The 15,766-nt window shown below is 61.8% G+C and carries 12 protein-coding genes and 1 pseudogene; 1 reads left to right on the top strand and 12 read right to left on the bottom strand.

Features of this window, described 5'->3' with window-relative positions; all coding sequences use genetic code 11:
- Positions 1–153: 153 nt before the first annotated feature.
- The 10 genes from iolB to ACOTXT_RS21075 all read right to left on the bottom strand — a co-directional run bounded on the left by iolB (position 154) and on the right by ACOTXT_RS21075 (position 13,281).
- Positions 154–978 (bottom strand): 5-deoxy-glucuronate isomerase, encoded by an 825-nt coding sequence (gene iolB, locus ACOTXT_RS21030; protein ID WP_333166414.1) that lies wholly within the window; start codon positions 976–978, stop codon positions 154–156.
- A gap of 9 nt (positions 979–987) precedes the next feature.
- A complete protein-coding gene (gene iolE / locus ACOTXT_RS21035) occupies positions 988–1,878 on the bottom strand; it encodes a myo-inosose-2 dehydratase (protein ID WP_333166411.1) in 891 nt (296 codons plus the stop codon).
- Between the two features lie 11 nt (positions 1,879–1,889).
- A complete protein-coding gene (locus tag ACOTXT_RS21040) occupies positions 1,890–3,794 on the bottom strand; it encodes a bifunctional 5-dehydro-2-deoxygluconokinase/5-dehydro-2-deoxyphosphogluconate aldolase (RefSeq protein WP_333166408.1) in 1,905 nt (634 codons plus the stop codon).
- Positions 3,795–3,806: 12 nt separating this feature from the next.
- Positions 3,807–4,940: a Gfo/Idh/MocA family protein gene (locus tag ACOTXT_RS21045; RefSeq protein ID WP_252452138.1), complete on the bottom strand. Its 1,134-nt coding sequence runs from the start codon at positions 4,938–4,940 to the stop codon at positions 3,807–3,809.
- A gap of 8 nt (positions 4,941–4,948) precedes the next feature.
- Positions 4,949–5,977 (bottom strand): ABC transporter permease, encoded by a 1,029-nt coding sequence (locus ACOTXT_RS21050; protein WP_008502116.1) that lies wholly within the window; start codon positions 5,975–5,977, stop codon positions 4,949–4,951.
- An 11-nt stretch (positions 5,978–5,988) separates the two neighbouring features.
- The gene (locus tag ACOTXT_RS21055) at positions 5,989–7,536 is read right to left on the bottom strand and encodes a sugar ABC transporter ATP-binding protein (protein ID WP_126307468.1); all 1,548 of its coding nucleotides are present in this window, start codon (positions 7,534–7,536) and stop codon (positions 5,989–5,991) included.
- A 54-nt stretch (positions 7,537–7,590) separates the two neighbouring features.
- On the bottom strand, positions 7,591–8,520 hold the full coding sequence (locus tag ACOTXT_RS21060; RefSeq protein WP_008502118.1) for a sugar ABC transporter substrate-binding protein: 930 nt from the start codon (positions 8,518–8,520) through the stop codon (positions 7,591–7,593).
- 31 nt (positions 8,521–8,551) lie between these two features.
- Positions 8,552–9,538: an inositol 2-dehydrogenase gene (iolG, locus tag ACOTXT_RS21065; RefSeq protein WP_045351544.1), complete on the bottom strand. Its 987-nt coding sequence runs from the start codon at positions 9,536–9,538 to the stop codon at positions 8,552–8,554.
- A gap of 300 nt (positions 9,539–9,838) precedes the next feature.
- Positions 9,839–11,764 carry a 3D-(3,5/4)-trihydroxycyclohexane-1,2-dione acylhydrolase (decyclizing) gene (gene iolD / locus ACOTXT_RS21070; RefSeq protein WP_333166400.1) on the bottom strand — a complete coding sequence of 642 codons (1,926 nt, stop codon included), beginning with the start codon at positions 11,762–11,764 and terminating at the stop codon, positions 9,839–9,841.
- 11 nt (positions 11,765–11,775) lie between these two features.
- Positions 11,776–13,281 carry a CoA-acylating methylmalonate-semialdehyde dehydrogenase gene (locus tag ACOTXT_RS21075; RefSeq protein ID WP_159125717.1) on the bottom strand — a complete coding sequence of 502 codons (1,506 nt, stop codon included), beginning with the start codon at positions 13,279–13,281 and terminating at the stop codon, positions 11,776–11,778.
- 291 nt (positions 13,282–13,572) lie between these two features.
- Between ACOTXT_RS21075 and ACOTXT_RS21080 the strand changes: the two genes are divergently transcribed.
- Positions 13,573–14,406, top strand: coding sequence for a MurR/RpiR family transcriptional regulator (locus ACOTXT_RS21080; RefSeq protein WP_024908667.1), 834 nt, complete (start codon positions 13,573–13,575; stop codon positions 14,404–14,406).
- A 70-nt stretch (positions 14,407–14,476) separates the two neighbouring features.
- On the opposite strand, the gene ACOTXT_RS21085 is transcribed toward ACOTXT_RS21080, so the two are convergent.
- Positions 14,477–14,857, bottom strand: coding sequence for a DUF1641 domain-containing protein (locus ACOTXT_RS21085; protein WP_055321481.1), 381 nt, complete (start codon positions 14,855–14,857; stop codon positions 14,477–14,479).
- Positions 14,857–15,678: pseudogene (locus tag ACOTXT_RS21090) on the bottom strand (NAD(P)/FAD-dependent oxidoreductase); the annotation flags it as partial. The pseudogene ACOTXT_RS21090 and the gene ACOTXT_RS21085, both read right to left, overlap by 1 nt.
- Positions 15,679–15,766: the final 88 nt, after the last annotated feature.

The raw sequence follows: 15,766 nt of genomic DNA on the forward strand, positions 1-15,766 counted from the left end.
GATAAAATCAAGGCGTTGCATAGGTCGGGTCTCAGTCCAGGGCATAGCGAGTCTCCTCTTCTATGCCAGTTATAACTGTTACCCATGTATCCGGTCTAAAGTGTTACCCATGTTTCCGGTTCATACCGCAGCGCCACCCGGCAAAAAATAGCCTCAGTGCCCGCCATCCACGGGATAATCCCGATTAATCCACGCGTGGTCCTCTTCCCAGGTGAACATCCATTTGCGCACCGGCCCGGCCATCACGTTGAGATAATAGCTGTCATACCCGGCCATCGTCGCCACCGGGTGGTAGCCCTTCGGCACCATGACCACGTCACGGTTGTAGACCGCCATGCACTCATCCAGCGCTCTGTCGTCGGTGTAAACCCGCTGCATGCAGAACCCCTGCTCCGGGTTGAGGCGATGGTAGTAGGTCTCCTCCAGGTAAGTCTCCCGGGGCGGGTTATCCGTGTCGTGCTTGTGGCTCGGGTACGAGCTGGTGCAGCCCTCGTTGGTCCAGACCTCCACCACCAGCAGGCTGTCGGCGGGCTTATCTTCCGGCAGAATGTTGTGCACGTAGCGCTGGTTGTGGCCCTTGCCGCGCGCCTCAGCGTCGATATCCTGCGGCGCAATCAGCCGCGTCGGATACGTGCCCTTGCCGGGGGCGGCGCAGACCGCCAGCTCGAGCCTCGTCAGCGCCTTCACCTGCACCGTCTCCTGCGGGGTAACGTACACCGCCCACGGCTTGATGCGCTCGAACGGGCTCATCCGCTCGCCGATGTCGTTAAACTGCGCGGAAGGCGTGCTGATGGAGGCGCGTCCTGCTACCAGCACCAGGCAGCGCTCTTCGCGGACGGCGGGCAGCGTCAGCGTCTGCCCCTCCTGTAGCTCATACGCCTCAAAGCCGACGTATCCCCACCCTGCGCTTTCCGGCGTGACGGACTGGGTGCGTCCCTCCGCGTTCGGCTGTTGCCAGCGTGATAACAGACGTGACATGTCACCTCCTCAAATCAGTCCGGCGTCGCGCGCCAGACGGCTCAGGTTGTTATACCCCAGACGGGCGTAGGTCAGCGGATGGGCAATGGCCGGATCCTGCTCCGCCTCCACCACCAGCCAGCCGTGATAGTTCTGCGCCTTCAGCAGCCGCATGATCGGCGGGTAATCGACGCAGCCGTCGCCCGGCACGGTAAACACGCCGCTCAGTACCGCATCAAGGAAGCTGGTTTTACGGTTTTTCACGTCCGCCAGCACGTCGGCACGCACGTCTTTGCAGTGAACGTGGTTGATACGCGACGCCCAGCGCTGCGCCACCGCCAGCGGATCGGCCCCGGCAAAAGTCAGGTGACCGGTGTCCAGCAGCAGTCCAACCTCTTCGCCGGTGTGGGTCATCAGGTTGTCCACGTCGTCAGCGGACTCAATCACCGTCCCCATATGGTGGTGATAGGCAATCTGCACCCCCTGCTGCTGGGTGTAGCGGGCAAATTCCGTGAGCTTCTCGCCATACTCCTTCCAGCGTGCCTGCGGGAAACGCGGACGCAGATGCACCGGCGTCTGCTGCTCGCCGTGAATGCAGCCGCTCACTTCCGCAAACACCAGCACCTTCGCCCCCAGCTCGCGCAGCAGCGTCAGGTGGGACTGCACGGCGGCGATCTCCTCCTCCACGCTGCGCTCCAGCAGTCGGCCGGAGTACCAGCCGGAGACCAGCTGCAGGTCATGGCGCTGCAGGATGGGGCCAAGCAGCCGCGCTTCGCGTGGGAATTTATTGCCCAGTTCGAACCCTGCAAAACCGGCCTCTTTCCCTTCGCTCAGGCAGGTCTCCAGCGGCGTCTCCGCGCCGAGAGAAGGCAGATCGTCGTTCGTCCACGTCAGCGGGTTAATGCCCAGTTGTACACTCATTGTCGTCTCCATTATGCGTGTCCGCGCTCGCGCCACCAGGCGATAAGCTGCAGGTAGTTGTCCCGGATGCGCGCCACCAGCTGCGCATCGTCAATATCGTGCTTCAGCCACGCGCGGGAGGCATCGCCGAACAGCGTGCGCCCTACGGCGAAGCCTTTTACTACCGTCTGCCCCGCTGCGGCCCTGAAGTCGGCGCGCAGCTGTTCTGCAGGGGCATCCAGGCCGAGGATCACCACCCCGCGGCAGTGCGGGTCACGGCGTTCGATAATCTCGCTCAGTGCCGTCCAGCCCTCGGCGGAAAGCGGCGGCAGCTTCCACCAGTCCGGGTAAATGCCGAGGTTGTAGAAGCGGGAGATGGCGCGCAGGTAGAGCTCGTCGCTGCGCGGCATGGTCGCAGGCAGGATCACCTCCAGCAGCAGCTCGTGCCCGGACTGACAGCAGGCGTGGTACACCTCAGCGATTTTCTGCTCCTGCTCCAGGCGCAGGCCGTGAGCGTCTTCCGGATGGAAAAAGACCAGGCACTTCACCACGTGTTCCTGCGGCCAGCTGATGAGCTGGGTGCCGATGTTGCCATGCTCCATCTCCAGCGGACGCGAGCCCGGCAGCTCAATGGGGCGACCAATCCACCACCCCTCGCCGGTAATGGCGTTGAGCGCGTCCTGACCAAAGGTGCCGTCGCACAGCAGGCCCGCTTTGCCTGCCAGCCCGGCGCGGCTCGCCGCCTCGCGGCTGGCCTGCAGGATCAGCTGCTTGAGCGCCGGAATACGTTTGAGCGACGCCCCGCACTGCAGCGCCATATCCTCAAGCTGGCTGCGATGATCGAAGGCCATCACGCACAGCTCCGACCATTCGCGGCGACGGGTAGTGACCCGGTGCAGATGGTTCAGACGCGGGTCGAGATCCGGGCGCGGCACATCCGCAGCGCGGGAGAGATAGTCATCCAGCTCGATTTTGCTCGGCATCGCCGGGGCGCAGCCGTGGCGCGAGACCACCAGCGCGCCGCAGGCGTTGGCATAGCGACACGCCTGCTCCCAGCCCTCGTCGTTCAGGTAGCCGCGCAGCAGGCCGGACATAAACGCATCCCCCGCGCCGAGGACGTTCAGCACCTCCACGCGCACGCCGGTCACCGTCAGGCCGTCGTCCAGCCGGGGCGGAATGGCGTCGGTATAAACCGAGCAGCCGAGCGCACCGCGCTTGCAGACCAGCGTGGCCTGACTCACCGCACGCACCTGCCCCAGTGCCTGCAGGGTCTCCGTGCTGCCGCCCGCAATGTGAAACTCCTCCTCGGTGCCGACAATGACGTCGAAGAGGTGCAGCACCTCCTGCAGCTCGCGGGTGACCTTATCCGCGACGATAAAACGCGTTTCACCGTCGCCTAAGGAGGTCAGCCCCCACAGCACCGGACGGTAGTCGATGTCCAGCACCGTGCGCACGCCGTGACGGCGGGCATAGCCCAGCGCCGTCAGCACCGCCTCGCGGGTCTGAGGATGAGAAAGGTGAGTCCCGGTGATGGCAAGACACCGTGCGGAGGCAATATAGCTTTCGTCCACATCGCTGGCCGTAATGGCCATATCCGCGCAGTTATCGCGATAAAAAATCAGAGGAAAGGTGTCCCGGTCTTTAATGCCGAGTAGCACCAGCGCCGTGAGGCGGTCTTTATCGGTAATCAGATGGCTGGTATCGCAGCCCACCTGGCTGAGCTCTTCGCGCAGGAAGCGGCCCATATGCTCGTCGCCGACGCGCGCCAGCATCGACGAGCGCAGCCCCTGGCGCGCGGTGCCGTACGCCACGTTGCCGGACGAGCCGCCGAGGTATTTGGCGAAGCTCGACACATCCTCCAGACGGGCACCAATCTGCTGACTGTAGAGGTCTACCGCCACGCGGCCCATGCATATCACATCAAACTGCTTTTCCACGTTGATACCTCATCAGACAATGTCATTCACGTTCAGCCAGCGGCCTTCCCGGTGCGAGAGCGCGATCGCGTCCAGCACGCGCGACACCTTCCAGCCCTCTTCGAAGTCCGGCCACATCGGCACGTCGGCGGCAATCCCGTCCACCAGGTCGCGCACCTCCACCGTTTTTTGATCGTTAAAGCCAATTCCGTGGCCTGCGCCCATGCAGAACGCGGCGTAGTCCGGGTGTGACGGGCCGACGAGCAGGGTGCGAAACCCCTGACGGTTTACCGGATCGTCATGCAGATAGAGCTTCAGCTCCGCCATGCGCTCCTGGGTGAAGCTGATGGCGCCTTTGGTCCCGGTGATGACGTACGACAGCCCCATCTTGCGGCCGCAGGCGACGCGGGAGGTTTCAATCACGCCCTGCGCCCCGCCCGCGAAGCGCACCATCGCGTGGGCCTGGTCCTCGTTTTCGACGGCAATCATGTCTGACGACCCGGCCTTCGCCGGACGTGCCTGGACAACAATCTTCAGGTCACCGCAGACCTGCTCGATCTCCCCGACCAGGTACTGGGCCATGTTGACGATATGCGCCGCCAGGTCACCCAGCGCCCCCAGCCCGGCGGTCTCTTTGAAGCAGTGCCAGTGAATGGGCGAGAGCGGGTCGGCCATATAGTCTTCGTTGTGGGTGCCGTAGAAGTGGATCACTTCGCCAATCTCGCCGCGGGCAATAATCTCCTTCGCCAGCTGCGCCGTCGGGTTCTTCATGTAGTTGAACCCCACCAGCGTTTTCACCCCGGCCCGCTTCGCGGCGTCGACCATTTCCCGTGCGTCGTGGGCGTTCAGCGCCAGCGGCTTCTCCGAGTAGACGTGCTTACCGTGGCGGATCGCCTCCAGCGCCATCTCTTTGTGCAGGTGGTTGGGTGAGCAAATATCCACCACGTCAATCGCCGGGTCGGCCACCAGCGCCCGCCAGTCGCCGGTGGAGCGGTTGAAGCCAAACGCCTGCGCGCGCGCTGCCGCCAGCTCCGGCGTGACTTCCGCTACCATCTCGCGCACCAGCCTGCCGCGCAGGTTGAACACCGTCGGGGCCTGGGCATAGGCGATAGCGTGCGCCTTGCCGATATACCCGGTGCCAATCAATCCAATACGAACCTCTTTCATCACTATCCTCACAGTGCGCCGCGACGGCTCTTGGCGTAGGTATCAAACGCCACCGCCAGAACGATAATTAACCCGGTGATAATCTGCTGGTAGTAGGCCGAGACGTTCATCAGCACCAGGCCGTTAATCAGAATCCCCATGATGATGGAGCCGATAATGGTGCCGCCGATGCGCCCGTAGCCGCCCATCAGCGAGGTGCCACCAATCACCACCGAGGCGATGACGCGCAGCTCAAAGGAGATCCCGGCCACCGCCTCGGCGCTCCCCAGACGCGCGCTCAGAATGAAGCCCGCCAGCCCCGCCAGGCAGCCAATCAGCACGTAGACGCTGACCAGCACGCGCTTGACGTTGACCCCCGCCAGGCGCGCCGCCTCCGGGTTACCGCCGATGGCGTAGACGAAGCGGCCCCAGCGGGTTTTATGCAGCGCCAGATAGCCGCCGAGGGCGACGATGGCGAAGATCCAGATCGGAATGGAGATGCCGAGCAGCTCCCCGCGCCCCCACCAGCGGTAGCCCTGATCGAACCCGGCGATCGGCGCGCCGTCGTTGATCACCAGCGTCAGGCCGCGCCAGATGGTCATCCCGCCGAGGGTCACGATGAACGGCGGCAGGCGCAGGCGGGTCACGCCCAGACCGTGCAGGAAGCCAATCGCCGTCCCCATCGCCAGACAAATTCCCAGCCCAATCAGCCAGCTCATGCCGCCCCAGGCGTTCGGGTCGACGGTGGTGAAGTTGTCGCCCTTAATCACGTACGCCGCGGTCATGGCGCACACCGCCAGAATGGAGCCCACGGAGAGGTCAATCCCGGCGGTCAGGATGACGAAGGTCATCCCCACGGCCATGATCCCGTAGATGGAGACTTCGGTCAGGATGTTGAAAATATTGCGTTCAGAGAAAAAGTTGCTGTTCTGCGACTGGAAGAAGATCAGCAGCAGGATCATGAAAATCAGCACCCCGAAGCGCTCGAAGAAGGCGATGGGATCGATGCGTCCGGCGCGTTTAACCGGGGCCTGCGTTTTAGAAATCATCTGCGTCATGAGAAACTCCGTTATGCCGCGTTCAGGGCGTTGTGGTTGATGGCCATCATCGTCATCAGCCGTTCTTCGTTAGCGTCGTCACCGTGGATCTCGCCGGTCACTCGCCCTTCGCTCAGGGTGATGATCCGGTCTGACACCGCCATCACTTCAGGCAGATCGGAGGAGATCACGATCACCGCCACGCCCTTTTTCGCCATGTCAAACAGCACCTGGTGCACTTCCGATTTGGTCCCCACGTCGATGCCGCGCGTCGGCTCATCGACGATCAGCACCCGCGGGTTGAGCGCCATGCAGCGCGCGAGGATCACTTTTTGCTGGTTACCTCCGGAGAGCTTGCGCACCTCCTGCGCGCTGTTGACCATTTTGATCTGCAGCGCCTTGCGGTAGGACTCGATCAGGTCGTCCTCTTTGCGGGTGTTCACGAACCAGCGCCACTGCAGCAGCGAGGAGAGGCAGGAGAGCGACAGGTTGTCGCGAATCGACAGCCCCAGCACCGCCCCCTCTTTTTTGCGGTCTTCCGGCACCAGCGCCACGCCCTGGTCAAGGGCATACAGCGGGTCGCGCGGCTGGTAGGGCACGCCGTCCAGCTCAAAGCTGCCCGAGGTAAACGCGTCTGCGCCAAAGAGGCAGCGGGCCACCTCGGTGCGTCCCGCGCCCACCAGTCCGGCAATGCCTAAGACCTCCCCGGCGTGAACGTGGAAGCTGATGTCGTGCAGGGCGATGCCGTGCGGATCCAGCGGCGGCTTTTCGCGGCTCAGCCCCTTCACCGCCAGGCGGATGGGTTTGTCCTCATGATGGGTTTCGCTGGCGGGACGACGGTTAAAGGCCACGTCGCGCCCGACCATCAGGCGGATCAGCTGTTCGACGTTGGTCTCCGCCACCGCGCCGGTGCCGGTGAAACGGCCGTCCTGGAAAACGGTGAAGCGGTCGCAGAGCTGGAAAACTTCGTGCAGGCGGTGGGTGACATAGATAATGCTCACGCCACGGTTTTTAAGCTCACGCACTACGCGGTGCAGGCTTTCCACCTCGCTGTCGCTCAGCGCGGCGGAGGGTTCGTCCATAATGATTAGCCGGGCGTTGAGGGTCAGCGCCCGGGCGATCTCCACCATCTGCTGCTGGGCCACGCTCAGGCGGGCGACCGGGGTGGTCGGCGCAACGTTCAGCTGCAGATAGTCGAGAATGACCTGCGCCTCCTGATTGACCGCCTTTTCGTCGACGATCAGGTTACGTTTACGCGGTTCGCGGCCGAGAAACATGTTTTCCGCGACGGTCATGTTGGGCAGCAGGTTGAATTCCTGATAGATGGTGATAATGCCCTTGTTCTGCCGTTCCACCGGGGAGTCGTCCACCGGCAGCGTTTCGCCGTTGAACCAGATCTCCCCGCGGGTTTGCGGCTGCGCCCCCGCGAGCGCCTTCAGCAGCGTGGATTTACCCGCCCCGTTTTCCCCCAGCAGGGCGTGGATCTCGCCCGCGCCGACGGTCAGCTGGGCGCTGCTTAACGCCCAGACGCCGGAAAAGCTTTTTGCCAGGTCGGTCACTTTCAGTAAGGGTTGCGACATCGGTCTGCTCCTCCTTTAGAGTGAGCCGCCGCGCCAGCGGCGGCTGCGGATAAATCAGTTACCGGCCTCACCGATACGCTCAGCCTGCTGCAGGTTCTCTTTGGTGATCAGCGTCGGCGGGTAGTCGGCCCCGGTGATGGCTTTTTTCTCGCGCACGTTGGCCACCAGCTGGCTCATCGCCGTCTGCACCGCAAAGCCCGGACGCTGATCGGCGGTTACCGCCAGCCAGCCGTCGCGCACGCGGGCCAGCGCTTCCGGCACCGCATCAAAGCCGGTCACGAGGATTTCACCCGGTTTCACGCCCTGGCTCTGCAGGGCTTCAATCGCCCCCAGCGCCATGTCGTCGTTGGCGGAGAGGATCACCTGCGGGCGTTTCGGTAGCGAAGGCAGCACGCTTTCCACGATGCGCATCCCTTCAGAACGCATCCAGTTGCCCGTCTGATCGGCGACGATCTTGTACTTATCCCCGCCCGCCTTCAGGCTGTCGCGGATCCCTTTAGTGCGTTCGATGTTAGAGGAGGAGCCCGGCTGGCCGGTCAGCAGAATGATCTCCGCCCCGTCGGGAAATTTGGTTTTCACAAAATCGCCAATCGCCTGACCGCCCTTGTAGTTGTTGGCACCAAAGTGCGGCACCTTCTTCTGGCTGTCGACGGAGCGGTCAAGGGTGACCACCGGCAGCTTCGCATCCTGAATTTCATCCACCGCGCTGGAGACCGCGTTCACGTCGTTCGGGGAGACGATAAAGCCCTGCGCGCCGCGGGTGATGGCGTTTTCCAGGTCAGCCACCTGCTTCGGTGAACTGCCCTGCCCGTCCAGTACCTGAAGCTTCACGCCCATCTCTTTTGCGGCTTTTACCGCCGTGCGCTGCATGTGAACTTCAAACGGCATGGCCAGGTTTGGCGTACTGAACACAATTTGCTCGTTTTCGGCGAGGGCGGCCCCGGACGTCATGGCGATGAGGGCGGCTACGATCAGTTTTTTCATTATTATGTCTCTCTGTGTAGGGTGGTTGTGTTTAGAGGACGATCTCGCGCTGGCTGCGCAGTGACTCCAGCGCTTTATCCGCGAGGTACAGCGCACGTTCACCATCATCGCCGCTGCAGTCAGGCACCGCTTCGCCGCGCAGGACCGCAACAAAGTGTTCCCATTCCGCGGCGTAAGCGGATTTGTAGCGCTGCAGGAAGAAGTGTTCCGGCAGCGCGCTGGTGCAGCCCTGTTTGCCGTAGTGCTGCACCTGGTTTTCAAGAATGTTGCCCGCGCACAGCAGCCCTTCGGAGCCGTGCAGTTCCAGGCGCTGGTCGTAGCCGTAAGATGAACGGCGGCTGTTAACGATGGTCGCCATCGCGCCGGAGGCATATTTCAGAACGATAAACGCGGTATCGATGTCCCCCGCCTCGCCAATCGCCGGATCGACCAGGTTGCTGCCCTGGGCATACACCGACACCGGCTCTTCGCCCATGATGAAGCGCGCCATGTCAAAGTCATGAATGGTCATATCGCGGAACATGCCGCCGGAAACGCGTACGTACTCCGCAGGCGGCGGAGACGGGTCGCGGGAAACGATCAGCAGCGATTCCGGTTTGCCGATGCGCCCGGCCTGGGCATCGGTTTTCACGCGGCGGAACTGCGGGTCAAAGCGGCGGTTAAAGCCGATGAAAAGCGGCACGTCGTACTCTTTAACCACTTTCAGGCAGTCGCGCACGCGGGCGAGGTCGAGGTGGACCGGCTTTTCACAGAAGATGGCCTTGCCGTGGCGGGCGGCCATTTCAATCAGGTCCGCGTGGGTATCGGTGGCGGAGGCGATCAGCACGGCGTGAACGTTAGGGTCGGTCATCGCTTCATCCAGGCTCTGCTGGCGAGCCTGATACTGCGTGGCGAGACGGGTGGCAAATTCCTGATTCGGGTCAACCACGGACCAGAGCGTGGTCGCGCCGTGGCTGGCGATGTTAGCTGCATGTACCTGGCCAATTCGGCCAGCGCCCAGTAAAGCAATGTTAAACATAACGGCTCCCGGTGTTGGTGAATGCTGTGAACTAACGACCCTATAAATAAAACATTTATTTCATTTTTATAAATAGTGAAAATTATGTTTTTGAGTGCGGGTTAACACTTTTGAGATGAATGAGATAAATTTTGTGATCAATCTCACAACATGGAAGAAGGTGCTGCCAGCCCCTCACCCCGGCCCTCTCCCCAAAGGGGCGAGGGGGAAAAGAGCGCACCGAAACATTCCCTCTCCCCATTGGGGAGAGGGTTAGGGTGAGGGGAAAATGAAATGAAAATTTCGTTACTTCGGGAAAACTCAATACTGACGGGCTTTTTTCACCTGCGACTGTGTTTGCTCCGCGGCCTCACGCACGGCAGACGACTTCGCCACCTGCGCATCGCCGGTTCGCCACCAGGAGGCGTAGTCGTGGGTCATGGTCTTCGGCAGCACCTTGATGTCCAGCAGCGTCGGGCCAGGATGGACGCGGGCCGCCTCCAGCGCCGCCAGCAGGCTTTGCTCATCGTTTACCCGCCACGCGCGGCAGCCGTAGCTTTCCGCATTTTGCGCAAAATCGACCTTCACCAGCGGCCCGTCAAGCCGTCCGGTTTCCGGGTTGCGATGGCGGTTTTCCGTGCCAAAGCTGCCCATGCCGTGCCCCATCTGCAGGTTGTTAATGCAGCCGAAGCTGGCGTTATCAAACAGCAGAACGGTGACCTTAATGCCCTCCTGAACGGCGGTTTGCAGCTCGGAGTGGAGCATCATGTAGGAGCCATCCCCCACCATGGCGTATACCGGCTGCTCGGGTCGGGCGAGCTTCGCGCCGATGGCTGCCGCAATCTCGTAGCCCATGCAGGAGTAGCCGTACTCCAGGTGATAGCTGTCCGGCGTTTTGACCTGCCAGAGGCGCTGTAAATCCCCCGGCAGCGAACCGGCCGCCCCCACCACGATGGCGTTATCTTCCACATGCTGGTTGATCAGCCCCAGCACCCGCGTCTGGGTCAGGCGGGTATTGAGCGCCTCGCCGTATTCCGCCAGCTGCGCGTCCAGGTGCCCCGCCACTTCGGGCGCGTCGTCAGGACGCCACTGGCGATCCCACAGGCGACGGCACTCGTCGCGCCAGGCGGATTTCGCCTCAGCGATCGCCTCTCCCCAGCCGCTGCGGTAATCACCAAGCGCGTGGGTCAATGCCTCGAGCCCGGTTTGAGCGTCGGCAATCAGCGCCGTGGCGTCCAGCTTCAGGGCGTCAAACTCGGCCACGTTCAGCAGCAGGAATTCCACGTCCGGATGGGAAAAGAGCGCCTTGGAGCCGGTGGTAAAGTCGGTCAGGCGCGTGCCGATGCCGATCACCAGGTCAGCCTGCGGCGCGAGCTGGTTGGCCGCCATCCCGCCCGTCACCCCTACGCCACCGAGGTTAAGTGGGTGGTCACTTACCAGCGCCCCCTTTCCGGCCTGGGTTTCGGCAAACGGCAGCTGCAGCGTCTCGACAAATTCGCGAAACGCCTCATGCGCGCCGGAATAGCGTACGCCGCCGCCGCACACCACCAGCGGGCGATGCTTGCGGGCGATCAGCGCCCGCGCCTGCGCCAGACGCTGCGGATCGGGGGGACGACGCTCGATGTGGTGCACGCGACGCGCGAAGAAGCTCAGCGGGTAATCCCACGCTTCCCCCTGCACGTCCTGCGGGAGGCAAATCGTCACCGCACCGGTATCTGCCGGGTCAGTAAGCGTTCGCATCGCGCTGAGCATCGCGCTCATGAGTTGCTCCGGGCGGTTAATGCGGTCCCAGTAGCGGGAGACCGGACGGAAGCAGTCGTTGGTGCTAATGCTGAGATCGTGATACTGCTCGATCTGCTGCAGCACCGGGTCCGGCTGGCGGCTGGCGTAGATATCGCCCGGAAGCAGCAGCAGCGGGATGCGGTTCGCCGTAGCGGTTGCCGCGGCCGTGACCATATTGGCGGCGCCCGGCCCGACGGAGGAGGTGACGGCAAAGATGCGCTGACGGCGGTGCTGTTTGGCAAATCCCGTCGCCATATGGGCGATGCCCTGCTCGTTGCAGCCCTGCATCACCTGCAGATGGCCCGGATCTTGTTCCAGCGCCTGGCCGATACCCAGCACGTTGCCGTGCCCAAAGATCGTCGCCACACCCTCCACGAAGGGCGTTTCGTTGCCGTCAACGCTGACGTACTGTTGATTCAGGAACCGGACCAGCGCCTGGGCCATGGTCATACGTTCGGTTTGCATAAAATCTCCTGTCAGCCCAGCGTCGGCATGGAGAACGCAGCGCCTGTCTCCTGCTGCATTTCCGGCCAGCGCGCGGTGATGGTTTTCATTCGGGTGTAGAAACGCACGCCGTCGTTGCCGTGGACGTTGAGCGCCCCGAAGATGGAGCGCTTCCAGCCGCCGAAGCTGTGGAATGCCATCGGCACCGGGATTGGCACGTTGACCCCCACCATGCCCGCCTGCACCTCTTCGCAGAAGCGGCGCGCGCAGCCGCCGTCGCGGGTGAAGATTGCCGAGCCATTACCATATTCATGGCGGTTAATCAGGTCCACCGCGCTGGCGTAATCTGCTACGCGCACCACAGAAAGCACCGGACCAAAAATCTCTTCTTTATAGATGGTCATCTCCGGGGTGACGTTATCGAACAGCGTCGGCCCGACGAAATAGCCCTGCTCGTGGCCCTTCACGCTGAAGCCGCGACCGTCCACGCGAAGCGTCGCCCCCTGCGCTTCTCCGCTGTCGATGTAGCCCAGCACCTTGCTGCGGTGCGCGGAGGAGATGAGCGGCCCCATTTCGTTTTCCGGCGACTGGTCCAGGCCCGGCCCGACGCGCAGCGCGGCAATCTGTTTTTCCAGCCGGGCGCAGAGGTCATCGGCGGTGTTATCCCCTACCGCCAGCACCACGGAGAGCGCCATGCAGCGCTCGCCCGCCGCGCCGTAGGCCGCGCCCATGATGGCGTTGGTCGCCATCTCCATGTCGGCATCCGGCATTAAAATGCAGTGGTTTTTCGCGCCGCCCAGCGCCTGACAGCGTTTCCCGTGGGCGGAGGCGGTCTGGTAAATGTATTCGGCAATCGGCGTGGAGCCGACAAAGCTCACCGCCTGCACGCGCGGGTCGGTCAGGAGCACGTCAACGGACTCTTTATCGCCCTGCACCACGTTGAAGACGCCGTCCGGCAGGCCGGCCTCTTTCAGCAGCTGCGCCAGCGCGAGCGCCAGAGAAGGGTCTTTTTCCGACGGTTTCAGCACGAAGGTATTCCCGGTCGCCAGCGCAATCGGGAACATCCACATCGGCACCATCGCCGGGAAGTTAAACGGCGTGATCCCGGCGCAGACGCCGAGCGGCTGCATCAGCGAGTGGCTGTCGACGCCGGTCCCGACGTTCGCCGAGTGTTCGCCCTTTTGCAGATGCGGAATACCGCAGGCAAACTCCACCACTTCCAGGCCGCGGGTCAGCTCGCCCACCGCGTCGGAGAAGACCTTGCCGTGCTCTTCGCTGATAAGACGGGCCAGACGTTCCATATTCTCTTCCAGCAGCGCCTTGAAGCGGAACATGACGCGCGCGCGCTTAAGCGGAGCATGACGCGCCCACGCCGGAAACGCCTGCTGCGCGGCGGCGATCGCCTGCTCCGTTTCCTGTGCCGTACTCATCACCACCTGGCGGATCTGCTCGCCGGTGGCCGGGTTGAAGATCGCCTGAACGCGCTGGCCTGAACCGGTGACACATTCGCCGTGAATAAAATTCGCTACCGTCTCCATCCTTAACCTCTCGCTGTTGATACGTGACTTGACCTGAACACTGTGTACTGAACACTATATATGAAACAAATATTCCATTTTAAGTTGAAATAAAATAAATGATGATTATTGTGATCAAGGATGGATTTTTATGTTAACAGCCAGCACCACTGACGCCGCGTGCGCTATTAAGGGTTCTCGGGCGAGGAAATGACTGAATCTTCTGTTTCATTTTTGCTGCCAGATGGATGGCCGACATTTAAAAGACGCGGTTTTGCGTTTAGAATCATATGACTGTATTTGGGGGATAACATGACGACAGCAACCAGCCTGAACGAACTGCAGCAGCAAATCCGCGATCGCTACGATAGCCTGAGCAAGAGGCTGCAGCAGGTCTCCCGCTACGTGCTGGACAATACCAACAGCGTGGCGTTTGATACGGTTGCCGTCATTGCCGAGCGCGCCGACGTGCCGCCCTCGACGCTGATCCGCTTTGCCAACGCCTTTGACTTCACCGGCTTCAACGAAATGAAACAGCTGTTTCGCATGAACCTGGTGGAGGAGACCGCCAGCTACAGCGACCGCGCCCGGCTGTTCCGCGAGATGGAGAGCGAGGCCGTGCCGGAAACGCCGCTCGATATCCTGCAGGAGTTTGCCCGTTCAAACGCCCAGGCGCTACAGCAGCTGGCCGCCCGCGCCGAGCCGGAGATGCTGGAGCGCGCGGTACAGCTGCTGGCCGACGCCGACACCATCTACATCGCCGGACTGCGCCGCTCCTTTAGCGTCGCTGCCTATCTCACCTATGCCCTGAGCCACCTCGAGTGCCGCCCTATCCTGCTCGACGGCATGGGCGGGATGCTGCGCGAGCAGATCAGCCGCATTAAGGCGCGCGACATCGTGGTGTCGATCAGCTTCTCGCCGTACGCGGAAGAGACGGTGATGGTCAGCGAAACCGCCGCCAGCGTCGGCGCGCGGCAGATTGTGATTACGGACAGCCAGATCAGCCCGCTGGCGACGTTCAGCGATCTCTGCTTTGTGGTGAAAGAGGCGCAGGTGGATGCGTTTCGGTCTCAGTCGGCGACGCTGTGCCTGGTGCAGTCGCTGGTGGTGGCGCTGGCGTATCGGTTGGGGAGCGGGGAGAAATAGCCCCAGTGCAGTTTGGTGGGCCGGGTAAGGCATAGCCGATACCCGACCGCCTGAAAGCATCAGCCAGACATTAACTACTCCTTATCTCGGGGCAATCAGAATAACTGACGGAAGAGAGGGAATTCAGACGTTGTCCCGTAATCTGTAACACCCGCAATAAAAGCATAATGCCGCGGCGGGTATCAGGATCGTTAAGCATGGTGAACACCTGCCGAAGCGAGACATCCCCTTCCCGGTTTATTTGCTCTCCCCACGCCATGCGTAGCGCGGTTCCCCCTTCCCAGCCGACGGTCACGACATCGTCAAAAACGCCAGCCAGTTTTTCGACCATCGCGCTATCGGCCATTTCCAGCAGGTCTGCGACGACGGCGAGCAGATCAACCAGATTATTCAGGCGATTGCCCGCCATAAGCGGGGCAAGGCTTTTTAGTATCTGTTCCTGGTCACTCATCAGAACATCCCCCTCACGACGCCCCAATACAGTCCACGGTTAAAACCGTTTCGCAGCATGCCGCCGAGTTTTGTCGCAGGCGTGGGGGTCACGTCATTGCGATAGTCATATACCAACGGCATGCCGGCCCAGAGCCCCATCTGCGCGACGGCCTGAACCCGTCCATCATAATGGTTACCGCTTCCGGGCGGTCTGCCGTACAGCTCCGCCACAATGTTATCCGCGATGATGGGCGCCTGGTTGTGGCACGAGCCCCCGGCTTTACTGATCGGCAGGTCAACGGTATCGCCGATCACATACACCCCTTCTAACCCGTAGACGCCCAGCGTCTGGTGATCCGTCGGCAGCCAGCCTTCACCGTTCTGAACCTCGCTAAGCCCGGTATCACGCACCGCGTCGACTGCCCGGATGGGCGGCGTTGCCATCAGGATGTCGAAATTCTGTGAATCGCCCTCGGCGGAATAGGCAATTTTGCTGTCAGGATCGACATGGCTTAAGGTAAAACCACGCTGATGCTGTATTCCTTTGGCGGCAAACATATCGCCAAGCGCCTCCCCCACCGGACGTTGCAGGAACAGGCAGTTTCGCAGCAGCTGCGCGACGGTCGGATAGGTATAAACAATCTCAACCTGATTACGTACGCCACGCTGACGCAAATAGTCATCAACCATCAGCGTGGTTTCAATGGGGGCGATGCCGCACTGGTGGGGCACATTCGGCGTTTCCGGGAAAGAGACGGTAATAAATATTCGCCCCTTTTTAATGGTGGAGAGCTTATGCGCTAAGGAAGTTGCGATTAAGTGGTCCGCAGCTCCCGATATGACGCCCCAAACCGTCCTTTATCGACGTCCTGTGGCTCAATTTTCCAATTTTCAGCCCAAAATCGTCTCTTCGTGGCTGATTTTGGCC

Origin of the sequence: Enterobacter cloacae complex sp. IR5422, assembly GCF_049238165.1 — a bacterium.
GTDB lineage: Bacteria > Pseudomonadota > Gammaproteobacteria > Enterobacterales > Enterobacteriaceae > Enterobacter > Enterobacter roggenkampii.

Bases quoted from the DNA above. Each gene is read 5' to 3' on its own strand.
- ACOTXT_RS21060 (WP_008502118.1), bottom strand. From the start codon at position 8,520: ATGAAAAAACTGATCGTAGCCGCCCTCATCGCCATGACGTCCGGGGCC.
- iolE (WP_333166411.1), bottom strand. From the start codon at position 1,878: ATGAGTGTACAACTGGGCATTAACCCGCTGACGTGGACGAACGACGAT.
- ACOTXT_RS21055 (WP_126307468.1), bottom strand. From the start codon at position 7,536: ATGTCGCAACCCTTACTGAAAGTGACCGACCTGGCAAAAAGCTTTTCC.
- iolB (WP_333166414.1), bottom strand. From the start codon at position 978: ATGTCACGTCTGTTATCACGCTGGCAACAGCCGAACGCGGAGGGACGC.
- ACOTXT_RS21050 (WP_008502116.1), bottom strand. From the start codon at position 5,977: ATGACGCAGATGATTTCTAAAACGCAGGCCCCGGTTAAACGCGCCGGA.
- iolD (WP_333166400.1), bottom strand. From the start codon at position 11,764: ATGCAAACCGAACGTATGACCATGGCCCAGGCGCTGGTCCGGTTCCTG.
- ACOTXT_RS21085 (WP_055321481.1), bottom strand. From the start codon at position 14,857: ATGAGTGACCAGGAACAGATACTAAAAAGCCTTGCCCCGCTTATGGCG.
- ACOTXT_RS21080 (WP_024908667.1), top strand. From the start codon at position 13,573: ATGACGACAGCAACCAGCCTGAACGAACTGCAGCAGCAAATCCGCGAT.
- iolG (WP_045351544.1), bottom strand. From the start codon at position 9,538: ATGTTTAACATTGCTTTACTGGGCGCTGGCCGAATTGGCCAGGTACAT.
- ACOTXT_RS21045 (WP_252452138.1), bottom strand. From the start codon at position 4,940: ATGAAAGAGGTTCGTATTGGATTGATTGGCACCGGGTATATCGGCAAG.
- ACOTXT_RS21075 (WP_159125717.1), bottom strand. From the start codon at position 13,281: ATGGAGACGGTAGCGAATTTTATTCACGGCGAATGTGTCACCGGTTCA.